Source organism: Bradyrhizobium sp. TM233, assembly GCF_036247965.1.
GTDB classification, from domain to species: domain Bacteria; phylum Pseudomonadota; class Alphaproteobacteria; order Rhizobiales; family Xanthobacteraceae; genus Bradyrhizobium; species Bradyrhizobium ottawaense.
This window is the reverse complement of sequence record NZ_BTIG01000008.1, coordinates 119,398-134,311: the sequence shown is the minus strand read 5'-3', so window position 1 is coordinate 134,311 and position 14,914 is coordinate 119,398. Positions and strand designations below refer to the sequence as shown.

14 protein-coding genes are annotated in these 14,914 nt (G+C 63.4%); 9 read left to right on the top strand and 5 right to left on the bottom strand.

What is annotated here, in order from left to right; translation table 11 throughout:
- Positions 1-97 precede the first annotated feature (97 nt).
- Positions 98-1,450, bottom strand: coding sequence for an Nramp family divalent metal transporter (locus AABA86_RS18710; protein WP_212244906.1), 1,353 nt, complete (start codon positions 1,448-1,450; stop codon positions 98-100).
- 166 nt (positions 1,451-1,616) lie between these two features.
- Between AABA86_RS18710 and AABA86_RS18705 the strand changes: the two genes are divergently transcribed.
- The 4 genes from AABA86_RS18705 to AABA86_RS18690 all read left to right on the top strand — a co-directional run bounded on the left by AABA86_RS18705 (position 1,617) and on the right by AABA86_RS18690 (position 6,761).
- Positions 1,617-2,861 carry an MFS transporter gene (locus AABA86_RS18705; protein WP_338307853.1) on the top strand — a complete coding sequence of 415 codons (1,245 nt, stop codon included), beginning with the start codon at positions 1,617-1,619 and terminating at the stop codon, positions 2,859-2,861.
- Between the two features lie 272 nt (positions 2,862-3,133).
- Complete coding sequence (locus AABA86_RS18700; protein WP_338307852.1) at positions 3,134-4,333, top strand: ABC-three component system protein; 1,200 nt, start codon at positions 3,134-3,136, stop codon at positions 4,331-4,333.
- Positions 4,330-4,818, top strand: coding sequence for a three component ABC system middle component (locus AABA86_RS18695; protein ID WP_338307851.1), 489 nt, complete (start codon positions 4,330-4,332; stop codon positions 4,816-4,818). Before AABA86_RS18700 ends, AABA86_RS18695 begins: the two co-directional genes overlap by 4 nt.
- Positions 4,815-6,761: a DUF3732 domain-containing protein gene (locus AABA86_RS18690; RefSeq protein ID WP_338307849.1), complete on the top strand. Its 1,947-nt coding sequence runs from the start codon at positions 4,815-4,817 to the stop codon at positions 6,759-6,761. The genes AABA86_RS18695 and AABA86_RS18690 overlap by 4 nt, the downstream gene beginning before the upstream one ends.
- An 85-nt stretch (positions 6,762-6,846) precedes the next feature.
- Here the strand turns inward: AABA86_RS18690 and AABA86_RS18685 are convergent, their stop codons facing one another.
- Positions 6,847-8,106 (bottom strand): adenylate/guanylate cyclase domain-containing protein, encoded by a 1,260-nt coding sequence (locus AABA86_RS18685; RefSeq protein WP_338307848.1) that lies wholly within the window; start codon positions 8,104-8,106, stop codon positions 6,847-6,849.
- Between the two features lie 164 nt (positions 8,107-8,270).
- Here AABA86_RS18685 and AABA86_RS18680 point away from each other — a divergent pair, with 164 nt between their 5' ends.
- Together AABA86_RS18680 and AABA86_RS18675 are read left to right on the top strand one after the other, a co-directional pair.
- Positions 8,271-9,428, top strand: a complete 1,158-nt coding sequence (locus AABA86_RS18680; protein ID WP_338308184.1) for an MFS transporter — start codon at positions 8,271-8,273, stop codon at positions 9,426-9,428.
- Positions 9,429-9,459: 31 nt separating this feature from the next.
- Positions 9,460-9,651: a hypothetical protein gene (locus AABA86_RS18675; protein ID WP_212244913.1), complete on the top strand. Its 192-nt coding sequence runs from the start codon at positions 9,460-9,462 to the stop codon at positions 9,649-9,651.
- A 6-nt stretch (positions 9,652-9,657) separates the two neighbouring features.
- Here AABA86_RS18675 and AABA86_RS18670 read toward each other — a convergent pair whose 3' ends face one another.
- Together AABA86_RS18670 and dmeF are read right to left on the bottom strand one after the other, a co-directional pair.
- Complete coding sequence (locus tag AABA86_RS18670) at positions 9,658-10,488, bottom strand: N-acyl homoserine lactonase family protein (protein ID WP_338307846.1); 831 nt, start codon at positions 10,486-10,488, stop codon at positions 9,658-9,660.
- Between the two features lie 82 nt (positions 10,489-10,570).
- Positions 10,571-11,533, bottom strand: coding sequence for a CDF family Co(II)/Ni(II) efflux transporter DmeF (dmeF, locus tag AABA86_RS18665; RefSeq protein WP_338307845.1), 963 nt, complete (start codon positions 11,531-11,533; stop codon positions 10,571-10,573).
- 197 nt (positions 11,534-11,730) lie between these two features.
- Between dmeF and AABA86_RS18660 the strand changes: the two genes are divergently transcribed.
- On the top strand, positions 11,731-12,549 hold the full coding sequence (locus tag AABA86_RS18660) for a chromate resistance protein ChrB domain-containing protein (protein ID WP_212244925.1): 819 nt from the start codon (positions 11,731-11,733) through the stop codon (positions 12,547-12,549).
- Positions 12,549-13,934 carry a chromate efflux transporter gene (gene chrA / locus AABA86_RS18655; RefSeq protein ID WP_338307843.1) on the top strand — a complete coding sequence of 462 codons (1,386 nt, stop codon included), beginning with the start codon at positions 12,549-12,551 and terminating at the stop codon, positions 13,932-13,934. Before AABA86_RS18660 ends, chrA begins: the two co-directional genes overlap by 1 nt.
- A 90-nt stretch (positions 13,935-14,024) precedes the next feature.
- On the opposite strand, the gene AABA86_RS18650 is transcribed toward chrA, so the two are convergent.
- On the bottom strand, positions 14,025-14,225 hold the full coding sequence (locus tag AABA86_RS18650; protein ID WP_338307840.1) for a hypothetical protein: 201 nt from the start codon (positions 14,223-14,225) through the stop codon (positions 14,025-14,027).
- Positions 14,226-14,653: 428 nt separating this feature from the next.
- On the opposite strand from AABA86_RS18650, the gene AABA86_RS18645 reads away from it, so the two are divergent.
- A complete protein-coding gene (locus AABA86_RS18645; protein WP_028144260.1) occupies positions 14,654-14,869 on the top strand; it encodes a dodecin family protein in 216 nt (71 codons plus the stop codon).
- The last annotated feature ends 45 nt before the right edge of the window (positions 14,870-14,914 follow it).

The following is a 14,914-nucleotide window of genomic DNA, read 5'->3' as shown; positions in this document are numbered from 1 at the left end:
GGCAGACGCTCGCTTTCGCAAAGGTCATGCTCGCTGCCTGATCGGGGGCCGTCCGAGCAGGGCCCACTTGAACGGGCCGGACAGATCGCCGCCGCCCTCACCCGAACAGCGTATCCACCAGCAGCTTCACGTTCAAAATCACGATGATGCCCGCGACGATCCACGCGATCGCCGCGACATATCCCGGAATCGCGAACTGGCCCATCTTGCGGCGGTCGGAGACGAAGCGGACCAGCGGGATCACCGCGAAGGGCAGCTGCATCGACAGCACGACCTGGCTGAACACCAACAGATCCGCCGTGCCGCGCTCGCCATAGATCGCCGTAACAACGATCACCGGAACGATGGCGATGCCGCGCGTGAGCAGGCGGCGCGCCCAGCTCGGCAGGCGCAGATCGAGAAAGCCCTCCATCACGATCTGGCCGGCGAGCGTCGCCGTCACCGTCGAATTGAGGCCGGAGGCGAGCAGCGCCACCGCGAACAGCGTCGAGGCGATGCCGAGGCCGAGCAGCGGCGACAGCAGCTCGAAGGCCTGGCCGATCTCGGCAACGTCGGAGTGGCCGCTCTTGTGGAAGGTTGCGGCTGCGACCACCAGGATCGCGGCATTGATGAACAGCGCCAGCATCAGGGCGATGGTCGAGTCCGTCGTCGCCCATTTGATCGCCTCGCGCCGGCCGGTGTCGTTGCGCTCATAGGCGCGCGTCTGCACGATCGAGGAATGCAAATAGAGATTATGCGGCATCACCGTCGCGCCAATGATGCCGATCGCGATGTAGAGCATCTCGGGGTTGGTGAAGATCTCGCTCTTCGGCATGAAGCCGTGCAGGACCTCCGCCACCGGCGGCGCCGCAGCCACGATCTGGACCCCGAAGCAGACCGCGATCACCGCCAGCAGCGCGATGACGAAGGCTTCGAGGAAACGGAAGCCGCGGTTCATCAGGAGCAGCAGCAGGAAGGCGTCGAGCGCTGCGAGCAGCGCGCCGCCGATCAGGGGAATGCCGAACAGGAGTTTGAGCGCGATCGCCGTGCCGATGACCTCAGCGAGATCGCAGGCGATGATCGCCGCCTCGCAGGCCAGCCAGAGCAGGAAATTCACCGCCGGCGAATAGGTGGCGCGGCAGGCCTGCGCAAGGTCGCGGTCGGTGACGATGCCGAGCCGTGCCGCCAGCGACTGCAGCAGGATCGCCATCAAATTCGAAAGCAGGATGACGGACAGCAGCGTGTAGCCGAACTTCGAGCCACCGGCGAGGTCGGTCGCCCAATTGCCGGGGTCCATGTAGCCGACTGAGACCAGATAGCCTGGGCCGACGAAAGCGAGCAGCCGGCGCCACCAGCGGCCAGCGACCGGAACGGCGACCGTGGCGTTGACCTCGGCGAGACTCTTGGTGACGGGCGCATCAGCGCGCCAGCCGGCGGCGTCGGGACTCAAATCAGGCGATCGGGCATCCATGGAACGAGAATACCGAAATCGAACCTTATTGCAACTCATTTGCAACTGCATCTAGCGGCATGGGTTCCCGTTCTTGCCGTTTTTCCCGCCGTGTCGGGAAGCGGGTGGGTTTGGCGGCCCTCGGAGCCGGATACTGGCGCCAAGCCGACTTTGCAGGAAATGAGCCATGTCAAACCCGCCTCGCCTTCCCGACACCTTTAGCCGCCTCGCCTGGTCCAACCTCGCGGCGCAGTCGGCCGAGCAGATCGCATTGGCCGCCGCTCCCATCGTCGCCGTGCTCACGCTCGGGGTCGCGGAAGGCCAGACCGGCCTGTTGCAGACCGCGCTGACCCTGCCCTTCGTGCTGTTCGCGATTCCTGCCGGCCTGCTCGCCGACCGGATCTCACGCCGCTCGCTGATGGCCGGGGCCGAGGCGCTGCGGGCCGCGGCCCTCGGCACAATCGTGCTGCTGCTCGCGCTCGGCGCCCTCAATCTGCCGCTGCTGGCCCTGCTCGGCTTCGCAGCCGTGTGCGGCACCGTCGTCTATAGCGTGGCCGCGCCGGCACTGGTGCCCTCCTTGGTCAGCTCCGACCTCCTGCCGGCGGCGAATGCCCGCATCGAGCTGGCGCGTACCGTCGCCTTTGCCAGCGGACCCGCCCTCGGCGGCGCGCTGGTGGGATGGTGGGGCGCCAGCCCGGCCTTCGGCTTTGCCGCGGCGCTCTCGGCCATAGCCGTCGTGCTGCTCTCGGGCATCTTTGAACCCGCGCGCGCCCCCGCCCCGCGGCGCCATCCGCTCCAGGACATCCGCGAAGGCGCGGCGTTCGTATTCCATCATCCGCTGCTGCGGCCGGTGTTCATCACCCAGTTCATCTTCAACACCGGCTGGTTCCTGCAGATCGCGGTGTTCGTGCCCTATGCCGTGCGCCATCTCGGCCTCACCGCCGCCGGAATCGGCACGGTGCTGACCATGTACGGCGTCGGCATGGTGATCGGCGCCCTGTTCGCAACACGCGTGATGCAGCGCGTCGCGTTCGGCACCGTCGTCGGCCTCGGCCCGGTCACGGGTTTCGTTGCAGCTGTGGTGATGGCGCTGACGGTGCTGGTCCCCTCGCCCTGGCTCGCGGCGTTGAGCTTCTTCCTGCTCGGCGTCGGGCCGATCCTGTGGGTGATCTCGACCACGACGCTACGCCAGTCGGTGACGCCGCCGCGCCTCTTGGGCCGCGTCTCCGCCATCAACATCATGAGCTACGGCGCCCGCCCGCTCGGCTCGGCGCTGGGCGCGATCGTCGGCGGCCTCTGGAGCGCGGAAGCCTGCCTCTATCTCGCGGCCGCCGTGTTCGGCGTGCAGGCGCTGGTGATCTGGCTGTCGCCGGCCGTGGCACTGGAGCGGCAGCCGGACATGGTGGGGGATGAAGTGGCAGTGCGGTGCTAGCCGTCGGACCGCCGACCGAGAATCCCTAGTGTTCCGAACATCCCCCTGAGATGTAACGCGCCATCGCCACTTTCTCACAGCCAGCCGTGCTATCTGGAGGCGCATACTGCTTCTACCATTCCATGCCAGGCGACTGTGAATTAGGCTAAAGGCTGGTTGCGTCATCGCAAAAGTGCAATCATGATTGACCCGGGCGCCGTGTTTTGCTGCACGTGCGAGGGGGAAATGCCTGCCAAATCAAACCAGATGGCTTGTGCGAGAACGTATCGATAATGGATGCGTCGCGCTCACCATTCTCTGCAGCCGAGCAGGGCCTGGGCTATATTTATCAGGCGCGCTTTGCGCTTCTCAAAATACTTGAGATGCCTGAAGGGAGCGCCGTTCTCATCGAAAAAAACGATGATGTCGAGTTCGTCTCGGCCGGCGGAGGCAGGTCACTGGGGTCTCTGAAGCACAAGGCGACAGGAGACAAGCTTACGAATTTGTCGCCGGATTTCTGGAAGTCCGTTCGAATATGGCTTGACTACTATCTGCAGAATGGTCGGATTTCGTCGGATTGCCGATTTTTCCTGTTCTCGACTGCGACTGTTACGCCAGGGTCTCTGCTAGCACTGTTTGTCGATGACGCTTCGCTAGGCGAACAACGTGCAAGAGAAGCGCTTGCCACGATCGCGCAGAGCGAGTCTCAGTTGATCAGCGCGATCAGATCGGAGCTCGGGCAGCTTTGCGAAGAAGAAGCCAGGGACTTCTACGCTCGAATCACCATCGTCGACGCGACGCCTCGGATTACGGATATACCGGCGCTCATCGAGCAGAAGCACCTTCGGATCATCCGACGGGAGTCACGGGCCGCGCTTTGTGAGCGTCTTGAGGGATGGTGGATGGACTTGGTCATCAAGATCCTCGCTGGCGAACGAACAGAGCCTGTTCACGGGTATGAAGTGTCGGACAAACTGTCTGCCATGGCGGAAGAATACCGGATCGACAATCTTCCCATTACGTTTCGTAACAGCCTTCCTAGTGGCAAGATCGACGTTGCGAACGATCCTCGTATTTTCGTTGAACAGTTGCGAGCGCTCGAGCTTTCGACGGCTCGCATTCAAAATGCGATAGTCGATTACTACCGCGCTTTCGAACAGCGATCGAGTTGGGCCCGTGAGAGCCTGTTGGTCTCCGGAGAGATCGAGGAATATGAGGATCGCCTAGTCGATGAATGGTCGCGTTACCGGGAAATCGTTTTTGAGAACCTAGATGAGGCCAGCGCAGATGAGGCGTGTCTCACTGCTGGCAAAGAACTCTATCGTTGGGTGGAAATGGAGACATCGACGCTGCGTATCCGTGAGCGCGTGACGGAACCCTACGTCGTGCGCGGAGCTTTCCATATCCTCGCCAATTCCCGACCGAGACCGCGCGTTTACTGGCACCCCCGCTTTCTCCAGCGTTTGGAGCAACTTCTCGGAGTTACAGCGTGAAGCGGTGGGATGAAAGACCTGTCGAGATCCGCAATCTATTCAATCCGGCGTTCTGCGGTATGGTCCTCTTTCGTGCATTCTGCGGCTATGAGGAGGAAGACCAGCGAGGGATGCCATTCTCCCTAGCCCTGCTGATCCTGCCGTTGTGTCTGCACAAAAACTCTCGCGAAATTTTTCTACAAGGCACTCGCAGTTATTTTTTGAAAGTAGTCTCCAATCATCCAGAACTATTGATCAACTTTGGTAGCCGAGCAACTGATCTATTGCCGTTCACTTTCGAAGCATTAGGCTTTCTCATGCAGCTAGGGGCATTCGAAGTTGTCGCAACCGGCCAGCTAAAGGCGATCCAGAATGGGGTCCGCAAGACGCCATCCGGCACGGTAGAGTCCGTTGCCTGTCAGCGAGTGGCTCGCTTTCTTGGGAAAGAATTTGCCCGCGTCAGCGACCGCGGTACCATCTATACGACCTTGGGCGTGCGGCCATGAAGATCGCCTCGATCCACATTTATAGTCACGATGGCCGACGACGGGATCTGCCATTCCACGATGGACTCAATGTCATCACTGGGCGCTCATCGACGGGTAAGTCCGCCCTATCAGACATCATCGAATATTGCATGGGGCGCTCGACATTCAATATTCCGGAAGGGGTCATCCGGGATCGGGTCGCTTGGTTTGCGGTAATCTACCAGTTCAAGAGCGATCAAGTCCTAGTCGCCAAGCCTTCACCTGGCCCGGGACGAAGCAGTTGCAGTACCGCTATGGTACGTCGTGGTGCAACAATTCAAGCGCCAGCATTTGAAGAGGTTGCGGTCAATGACGATGACGACGGGGTTGAAAGACTTCTGTCGCAGCTGCTTGGTATCCCCGAAAACACGACAGATGTGCCGGTCGAGAGTAGCAGGGAAAGCTACGATGCCAATATCAAGCACACGTACTACTATTTGTTTCAGAAGCAAACGATCGTTGCCAACAAGGACCAGTTATTTTACCGGCAGAACGAACCGTTCCAGCCCCAGGCAATTAAGGACACTTTGCCGATCCTGCTGGGCGTCTCTTCTCGGGAAAGGTTTCAGCTCGAATCCTTGCTGCGCGCGGCACAGCGCGAGTTGAGGCTGAATGCGAAACTTCTTGAGCATGCCAGAGATGCGATTGATAACTCGGAAGAGCGTGCGATAGGTCTTCTGTCAGAGGCGCGGGCCGTCGGAATTGTCCCGACCGAGGGTGTTGCTGAGGAAACTGTAATTGGGCTGTTGCGACATGCGCTGGCATGGAAGCCGGCACCGGTGCCCGAGGACGATGGGCAACGGGTTACGACGATCGAAAACGAGTTGATCGGGCTGCGCGAGCAGCGCCGCGAGGCTCAAAGACGGATAGACGCGGCGCAGCAGTATGCAAAGCGCGCAGAAGGCTTCCAGACGGAGGCGAGCGAACAGCGTGATCGGCTAACGTCAATCAAAGCGCTACCCTACAAGAAAGCAACCGGCGAATGGCAATGGCCGTTTGCCGCCGCGAATCTGTCGTTAGAGGGACCAATAGCAGACGTGTTACTTGCCGAGCTCGAATCGCTCGATCGCGAGATGACAGCCGTGGTGGGAGAGCGCCCCGCACTTGATGCTTACCTCGACGATCAGCGCCGAGAAGCACTTCGGATCGGCGATCAAATTCGAAATAAGGAAGTCGAACTGTCGAGCGCGATTGCGGCCAGCGAGGTGATCGCTGAAATGGGCAATCGGAATAATGCTGCTTCGCGTGTGGTCGGACGCATTAGCTTATTTCTCGAAAATTTGATTCCGAATACTGAACTAACGCGCCTTGAGGCTGAAGAGCGCCGGCTGAAGAGCAAGGTCGAGGATCTCGAGAAGAGGATTGGCGACAATGATGCGGACGAGCGCTTAGCTTCCACCCTGAACAACATCTCAATGCATATGTCCGGGTACATTGGAGACCTCGGAGGTGAGTTTGGCCAATTCCCGGCGCGGCTCGATCTCCATCATCTTACGGTTGTCATAGATCGTCCTAGCCGCCCGATCTACATGAACAGGACGGGCGGCGGTGAGAATCATCTTGCCTATCACCTCTCGGCTCTCCTGGCCTTACATCGGTTTGCAACCAACAATGGCCAATCGCTGCCCAACTTCCTACTGATCGATCAGCCAACTCAGGTGTATTTCCCATCCGAGGCGGTCTACGCCGAGGCCGCAGGGTCGATTGAGCGAACCGAAAGGGATGCGGATTTAGAGGCGGTCCGGCGATTGTTCGAACTCCTACTCCGTTTTGTGCAGAAGGATGCCCCGGGCTTCCAGGTGATCGTGACCGAACATGCCAACTTGCGAGACGACTGGTTTCAGAAGTCGTTGGTTGAAGAGCCGTGGGCGAAACCGCCGGCTCTGGTTCCCGACGATTGGCCGGATGAACAAACGTCCTGATGGTTTTCAGCCTGATGGCTTGGACGCTCGTCAAGCTGCCATCGCGTGCCGAAGCGGCATCAAGCAAGCTATTGCGGCAGCCGACCTAACCCGCCAGATATCGCTCGTAGCTCCCCGTCACAGGCTCGCTGGCGTCAACCTCGGGATCGAGCGTGTAGAGATCCTGCGCGCGGCCGATGCCGCGCAGCGCGTAGCGGCCGGTGGAGACGAGATAGCGGCGCCCGGTGGCATCGAGGCCCTTGTAGAACTCCGCCGATGCCAGCAGCTCGCGGTCGACCGAGCGGCTCATCGAGGCGATGCGGCTGACTTCGTTGACGGTCGGCCCGACCACGGTGAAGTCGAGCCGGTCCTCGCTGCCGATATTGCCGTAGAAGACCTCGCCGACATGCAGGCCGATATAGGCCGACGTCGTCGGGCGGCCATCGGCCTCCCGCCGCGTGTTCAGCGCCGCGACGTTCTTGCGGAACAGATGCTCGGCGCGGAGCGCAGCGCGCCGCGCATCCGCCATGTCCTCACCCCAGAACATCGCGAGCACGCCGTCGCCGATCAGCTTGAGCACGTCGCCTCCGGCGTCGTGGATCGCGTCGATCACGGCCTGCGCATAGTCGTTGAGGAACGGGATGATCTCGTCGGGGCCGATGCTCTCGCTGATTCCGGTCGAGCCACGCAGATCGGAGTACCAGAGCACGGCGTTGATGCGCTCGGTGACGCCGCGCGAGATGCGCCCGCGCAGCACCTGTGCGGAGGCGTCGCGGCCGAGATAGACGCGCCCGAGCGTGCGCGCGATGTCGACCTGCTGCGCCGATTTGATCGCGAGGCCCAGCACCGGCACGAGATCGCGCAGCGCTTCCAGCTCGCCGTCGCTGAAGCCGCTGTCGCGGCGCGTGGTCCAGCAGGAATAGAGGCAGTCCATCAGACCCAGCGCGCCGTTCTCGCCGAAGCGGTGCACGAAGGCGAGATAGTGCTTGTGGCCTTTTTCGGCGAGCTCGCCGATCTGCGAGAAATCCATCGACGGCGCATCGGCGAGATCGATCACCATCTCGTCGTCGCCATTCTCGAGCATGTGGAAGAACACCGAGCGGCGCCAGCTCGCGGCGGCGTCGCCGTCGGCGGTCGAGCCGTATTCGAACGCGTCGCTCTCGTTGCTGGGGCGGTCGCTCCAGCGGAAGCCGCGGCCCTCGTAGATCGGATGCAGCGTGTCGATCACGACGAGCCCGCGCGACAGCTCCAGCCCTTCGGCGCAGCAGCGCTCGCAGAAGCCGCGGAGCAGGTCGATTTCGGGAAGGCCCGTGAGCCCCTGGCCGGTCAGCCAGTTCATCAGCGCAAGGCGCGAGGTCAATTGCATGCGCCATTATGGCGTGCATTCGTGACGAGCGGAAGGCCGCGCGAACGCTGCGCAACCAAGGCTCCCGTCCGCAGCAGGTCGAATATGCCGCAGCCGCGGTTGACGCGCTGTCGTTGCCGGCTGCAAATGGAACCGATGACACCGCCGACCAGAAATACGGGAATATGAGCCAGCGCCAGCTTCCGATCATCCTGGCGCTCGGCACCACGCAGACCCTGGCCTGGGCGTCCAGCTATTATCTGCCGGCGCTGATCGCCGATCCCATGGCGCGCGACCTCGGCGTCTCCTCCAACTGGATCTTTGGCGCGTTCTCGGCCTCGCTGGTGATCTCGGCGATGCTCGGCCCGCGCATCGGGCGGCAGATCGATCTCGTCGGCGGCCGGCAGGTGCTGTCGGCCTCGAACCTGACCATTGCCGCCGGCCTCGCGCTGCTCGGCTTCGCACACTCCGTTCCGGTGATGGTGTTCGCCTGGCTCGTGCTCGGTATCGGCATGGCGATGGGGCTCTACGACGCCGCCTTCGCCGCGCTGGGGCGCATCTACGGCACCGAGGCGCGCAGGCCCATCACGGGCATCACGCTGATGGCGGGCTTCGCCTCCACCGTCGGCTGGCCCCTCACCGCCTGGGGCCTGTCGCATATCGGCTGGCGCGAGACCTGCTTTGCCTGGGCGGCCGCCAACATCCTGATCGGCCTGCCGCTCAACTTCTTCATGCTCCCGACCATCAAGGGCGCCAGGCAGGCGGCGGCGACGGCGGAAAAGCCGCATCTGCCGCTCGACCGCACCATGATCCTGCTCGCTTTCATCTTCGCGGCGGTGTGGACCGTCACCGGCGCCATGGCCGCGCATTTCCCGCGAATCCTCGAGACCACCGGGGCAACGCCGGTCGAGGCGATCGCGGCCGGCGCGCTGATCGGCCCGGCGCAAGTCGGCGCACGCATCCTGGAAGCCGGCTTCCTCAGCCGCTTCCATCCGCTGTGGTCGACCCGGCTCGCCTGCCTCACCCATCCGATCGGCGCGGTGATCGTTGCGATCTTCGGCGGCGCCGCGGCGAGCGCGTTCGCGCTGTTCCACGGCTCGGGCAACGGCATCTTGACGATCGCGCGCGGCACGCTGCCGCTGTCGATCTTCGGCCCGAAGGATTTCGGCTACCGTCTCGGCATCATCGGCGCCCCGGCACGCATGGCGCAGGCGGTGGCGCCGCTGGCCTTCGGCCTGCTGATCGACGTCATGGGCGCCAAGGTGCTGATCGTCTCGTCCGCGCTCAGCCTGTCGGCACTGGCGGCGTTGTTCCTGATCCGCACCAGGCCGCGGCCGGATTGACCGTACAGCCGCTTTCGCGCACAAGCGGCCCATGAGCGAAGAGACCCGCCCGCCCCGCACGTTCAAAGGCCTGCTGCGCTGGGCAACCACCCCGCCGCAGGCCTGGGGCGTTTATCTCCTCGCCGTTCTCTTGATCTGGCTGGTCTCGTTCTATGCCGGCACGCTGAAGCCGAAGAAGACGCCGGAGGCGAGCCCGCCCGCAGTGACGGCACCGAAAGGCTGATCCGCCTCAGTCGTAAAACTCCGGCGCCAGCTTCTGGCTGTCGCGCTGGGCCTTGTCGTGGTTGATCCAGAGCTGCGCCTTCTCCTTGGCGAGCGTGTCGGCGATCTTCTGCATCGAGGCCGCGGTCTGGTCCTTGTCGACGTTCATGCTGGGGACGCGGCGGTTGTCCCAATTATCCCTGAAATGGACGGCATCACCCGACAGCACCACCGCGCCGGTCTTCGGCAATTTCACCAGCAGCGACTGATGCCCCGGCGTGTGGCCGGGCGTCGACAGGATGGTCACGCCGCCGTCGCCGAAGACGTCCTTGTCGCCCGTGAGCAGCTCGACCGGGTGCGAGGGCTTGAAGCGCGGCGCGTTGTTGGCACCCGGCCAGTCATATTCGGCCTTCTGCACGTAGAGCGACGCCTGCGGGAACAGCTCGACATTGCCGGTGTGGTCCGGGTGCGTGTGCGAGACCGCCATCGCCTTGACGTCGTCCGGTTTGACGCCGAGCTGTTCGAGCTGGGCGGCAAGCGTCTTCGGCCGGCGCCAGGTCACGGCCTTGGGATCGGCGGGCACAAGACCATTCGGCATGCTTGCGACGGAATCTGCGATCCCGGTGTCCCACAGGAACCAGCCCTTGCTGTGCTTGACGAGATAGCAGCTGTCGACGAAGTCCATCGTCTTGCCTTCGTTCAGGCCGGGCGTCCAGCGCGAGATATCACCTGCGGTGCCCTCGCCGCAGTTGAGCACGTAGAGCTTCTCGACGCCGGGCTTTTCCGATTGCGCCAGTGCCGCGGGGCTGGACAGAGCAAGTGCAGCGATGACGACGGCGAAGGCAATCCTGGGCATCATTGTTCCTCCCGTACAGCCATGCGAGCTGCGACCGAGGATCAACCCCGGCCGCGTCGCAGAATTCCGCTCGCGGCGGCTCACGTCAATGCGGGCAGGTCTCCACCTCGATCGTGACGTGACTAAGGCCCTTCAATCCGGCAAGCCGCCGCTTGTAGACGGCCGGCTGCTTCGGCTTGTCCGACACCACCGAGAGCAGCACGGCGCAATGGCCGGGGCCGACCTGCCACAGATGCAGATCGGTGACGCGATCCTCACCAACCTCCATGCGCGCCCGGATCACCCGCTCCAGCTTCTCGTCGGCGCGCACGTCGAGCAGCACCGCGCCTGATGACTTGATCAGGCCGAGCGCCCAGCTGGCGATGACCACGCTGCCGATCAGGCCGACCGCCGGATCGGCCCAGACCCAGCCCGCATACATGGCGACGGCAAGAGCCGCGATCGCCAGCACCGAGGTCGCGGCATCGGCCATGACATGGACATAGGCCGCGCGAAGATTGTTGTCGTGATGGCGATGGCCGTGATGATCATGGTCGTGGTCATCATGCGCATGGCTATGGCCGTGATCATGGCCGTGATGGTGATGATCGTGGCTGTCGCGCAGCAGCCATGCGCTGGCGAGATTGACGCCCAGACCGAGGGCTGCCACCGCGATCGCCTCGCCATAGACGATCGGCACCGGATTGATCAACCGCAGCACGCTCTCATAGGCAATCTCGACCGCGATCAGGCCGAGGATGATTGCGCTGGCGAAGGCGGCAAGATCGCCGAACTTGCCGGTGCCGAAGGTGAAATGCGCATTCCCCAGGTGCCGGCGCGCGAAGCGATAGGCGAAGGCGGCAATGCCGAGCGCGGCGGCATGCGTGCCCATGTGCCAGCCGTCGGCCAAGAGCGCCATCGAGCCGAACAGCGAGCCCGCCACGATTTCCCCGACCATCATGACCAGCGTCAGCACGACCACGAACCAGGTGCGCCGCTCGTTCTCGTCGTGCTTCTCGCCGAGGAAGGCGTGGTCGTGGGTCCATTGCTCGATGGAATGGGAATGCATCGGTTCAGATCTCCGGAATCTGCAAGGCCCCAATATAGGCTCCCGCAGCATATCTTTCTAACGTGAATTACCGGCCAAACCGGCGGTTGACAGGCTGACGCGGTTTCGCTGTAATCCGGGCCATGGGGATTTGAGCGATCTCCCCACGAGGCGACATGCCCAAGTATCGCGTCCCCCGATTTTTGCGAGGACGCATCATGTCTACGTTCACGACCATATCATCTGACAAATTGGCACGGCTGATCGGCACGGCGAACGGCCCTGCCCTGATCGATGTGCGCACCGACGAGGATTTTGCCGCCGACCGGCGGCTGATCCCCGGCTCCATCAAGCTCAGCCACGACAATGTGACGGACTGGGGCGGCGACTTCGCCGGCCGCAGGGCCGTCGTCTCGTGCTTCCGCGGTGAGAAGCTCGCGCAGGGCACGGCGGCCTGGCTCCGCCAGCTCGGCGTGGAGGCCGAGACGCTGGAGGGCGGCTTCGAGGGCTGGAAGGCAGCCAAGCTGCCGCTGGTCGACGCTCGCAAGCTGCCGCCACGCGACGCCAAGGGGCGCACCGTCTGGGTGACGCGGGCGCGACCGAAGGTCGACCGCATCGCCTGCCCCTGGCTGATCCGCCGCTTCGTCGATCCCAATGCGGTGTTCCTGTATGTGACGCCGTCCGAGGTGGTCGCCGTCGGCGAGCGATTCAATGCGGCCCCCTTCGACATCGAGAACGTGTTCTGGAGCCACCGCGGCGAGCTCTGCACCTTCGACGTGATGATCGAGGAGTTCGGCATCGCGACGCCGCCTTTGCTGCGGCTGGCCACGCTGGTGCGCGGCGCCGACACCGCGCGGCCCGACCTCGCGCCGGAGGCGCCCGGCCTGCTCGCGGCCTCGCTCGGGCTGTCGCGGATGTATGACGACGACCTCGCACAGCTCGAGGCCGGCATGACGCTCTATGATGCCTTCTACCGCTGGTGCCGCGATGCCACGGCCGAGACCCACAACTGGCCGACCAACAAGGTGAAGGCTTGATGGACACCCGTATCGTTCAAGCTGGAGCTGATGCCGGTCACGGCATCAGCTTCGGTGAAGCCTTTCGCGTCTGGCTTCGCGTCGCCTGCCTGAGTTTCGGCGGGCCCGCGGGCCAGATCGCGGTGATGCATCGCATCCTGGTCGAGGAGAAGAACTGGATCTCCGAAGGCCGTTTCCTGCATGCGCTGAACTACTGCATGCTGCTGCCGGGACCGGAGGCCCAGCAGCTTGCCACTTATGTCGGCTGGCTGATGCATCGCACGGCCGGCGGGCTGATGGCGGGTGGGCTGTTCATCCTGCCCGGCATCATCGCCATCATGGGCCTCAGCTACGTCTACGCGATTTTCGGCAATGTCAGCTTCGTCGAGGCGCTGTTCTTCGGGCTCAAGGCCGCGGTACTCGCCATCGTCGTCGAGGCCGTGGTTCGCGTCGGCAAGCGCGCGCTGAAGAACCGCATCATGATCGCGCTCGCGGCCATCGCCTTCGTCGCGATCTTCTTCTTCGCCGTCCCCTTCCCGATCATCATCATCGCCGCCGGCCTCATCGGCTATGCCGGCGCGCGGAGCGGCCGTCCGGAATTCGCCCCGGCCGGTCACGGCCATGGCGGCAGCACGGCATTGATCGACAGCATGCTCGGCGAAGCCGTCCCCGAGCACGTGCGCCCCAACACCGCGCGCGCCATTCGCACCGGCGCGTTGTGGCTGGCGCTCTGGCTGGTGCCGGTGATCGTGTTGCTGCTCGCGCTCGGGCAAGGCAACGTGTTCAGCCAGATCGCGCTGTTCTTCTCGAAAATGTCGCTCGTCACCTTCGGTGGCGCCTACGCCGTGCTGGCCTATGTCGCCCAGCAAGCGGTCGAGCATTATCACTGGCTGAAGCCGCACGAGATGCTCGACGGCCTCGGCATGGCCGAGACCACGCCGGGCCCGCTGATCATGGTGCTGCAGTTCGTGGGCTTCATGGCCGCCTATCGCGATCCCGGCGGCCTGTCGCCCTTGCTCGCGGCGACGTATGGCGGCTTGCTCGCGACCTGGGTCACCTTCACGCCCTGCTTCCTCTGGATCTTCGTCGGCGCCCCCTACATCGAACGCCTGCGCGGCAATACGGGCCTCGCCGGGGCGCTCGGCGCGATCACGGCCGCCGTCGTCGGCGTCATCCTCAACCTCTCGATCTGGTTCGCGCTGCACACCTTGTTCCGCGAGACCGTTCCGGTGCACGCGTTCCCGCTGGATTTCGACAGGCCGGTGCTGACGAGCGTCGATCTCCCCGCACTGGTGCTGGCAATCGCGGCGGCAACCGCGATCTTCCGGTTCAAGCTGGGGATGCTGACCGTGCTGGCGGGCTCATGCGCGGCCGGGGTGGCGCTGCGGATGGCGGGAGTGATTTGAGACACGTACTCGTCGGTTCGTTGTGTCCGGTTTGCGGTTGGAAGGCGACATCGAAGCCGACGGAGCTCAGGCTACCTCCAAGCATCCCGCTTAGCCTTCGTCCGGCTCGCGCACGACCGGCGATTCGTCGGCTTGGTTCTCCTCCTCGTCTTGCTCTTCGTCCTCACCCTCTTCGTCTTCGTCGTCATCTTCTTCGTCGTCATCAGGATCTCGAGGCGGCATCGTGTTGCTCATAACCGCGAAGACATGCCAGTCGATCCTGGCGGGAACCAGCTCGGGGAGTAGGGTCATGTTGTTGCTCCTCGGATGTGAGCCCTGGGGCACTTTACCCCTTTTTCGGCGAGGCAGGTGACCGAGATGGTTCGCGTGCGAGCCAGAGCTTCCTTCCAGAGCTCCCTTCCAGAGCTTCCTTGGGGCGTCTTTCTCGCGCTCGGCACGACCCATAGCCGTTTTGTTTGAGCGTGAGCTTGCGCGCCAACCGGATCGTGCTGCCTTCCGGTCCGGGGCAGACTGAAAAGAGACAGCCAATCGGACGCTTTCCCGTCGATCCGCCATGAGCGGACACGATCGCGCAGGTCCGGCAGTTCATTCGGAGCCAAGAGCCGCCCTTCCGCCAGATGCAGTTTGTCCCTTCTCGGCTCCGGGGGCATCCCCGAAACGGTATCAGCGTCGAGATCCTGATGCTAGATTTCCCGGGTCATACCGAACAGGAGGACGACATGCCTGATAGCGTCTACAAGGTCATAGAACTGGTCGGTACCAGCAGCGACTCGTGGGAGAAGGCGGCCGCCAATGCGGTCGAGCAAGCTGCGAAATCTCTCCGGGATCTTCGCGTTGCAGAGGTCATCAAGCTCGATATGCAACTGGATGAGAACGGAAAAGTTGAGGCCTATCGCGCCAAGCTCAACGTGTCGTTCAAGTTCGAGGGCTCCTGAGCCTCAGCACCTCGGCCCCCACTTGCGGGGCGAGGCTGGCTCATT

Coding starts and splice junctions, on each gene's coding strand:
- AABA86_RS18680 (WP_338308184.1), top strand. CDS start 8,271: ATGAGCCAGCGCCAGCTTCCGATCATCCTGGCGCTCGGCACCACGCAG.
- AABA86_RS18660 (WP_212244925.1), top strand. CDS start 11,731: ATGTCTACGTTCACGACCATATCATCTGACAAATTGGCACGGCTGATC.
- AABA86_RS18675 (WP_212244913.1), top strand. CDS start 9,460: ATGAGCGAAGAGACCCGCCCGCCCCGCACGTTCAAAGGCCTGCTGCGC.
- dmeF (WP_338307845.1), bottom strand. CDS start 11,533: ATGCATTCCCATTCCATCGAGCAATGGACCCACGACCACGCCTTCCTC.
- AABA86_RS18645 (WP_028144260.1), top strand. CDS start 14,654: ATGCCTGATAGCGTCTACAAGGTCATAGAACTGGTCGGTACCAGCAGC.
- AABA86_RS18685 (WP_338307848.1), bottom strand. CDS start 8,106: ATGCAATTGACCTCGCGCCTTGCGCTGATGAACTGGCTGACCGGCCAG.
- AABA86_RS18700 (WP_338307852.1), top strand. CDS start 3,134: ATGGATGCGTCGCGCTCACCATTCTCTGCAGCCGAGCAGGGCCTGGGC.
- AABA86_RS18670 (WP_338307846.1), bottom strand. CDS start 10,488: ATGATGCCCAGGATTGCCTTCGCCGTCGTCATCGCTGCACTTGCTCTG.
- AABA86_RS18710 (WP_212244906.1), bottom strand. CDS start 1,450: ATGGATGCCCGATCGCCTGATTTGAGTCCCGACGCCGCCGGCTGGCGC.
- AABA86_RS18690 (WP_338307849.1), top strand. CDS start 4,815: ATGAAGATCGCCTCGATCCACATTTATAGTCACGATGGCCGACGACGG.
- chrA (WP_338307843.1), top strand. CDS start 12,549: ATGGACACCCGTATCGTTCAAGCTGGAGCTGATGCCGGTCACGGCATC.
- AABA86_RS18705 (WP_338307853.1), top strand. CDS start 1,617: ATGTCAAACCCGCCTCGCCTTCCCGACACCTTTAGCCGCCTCGCCTGG.
- AABA86_RS18650 (WP_338307840.1), bottom strand. CDS start 14,225: ATGACCCTACTCCCCGAGCTGGTTCCCGCCAGGATCGACTGGCATGTC.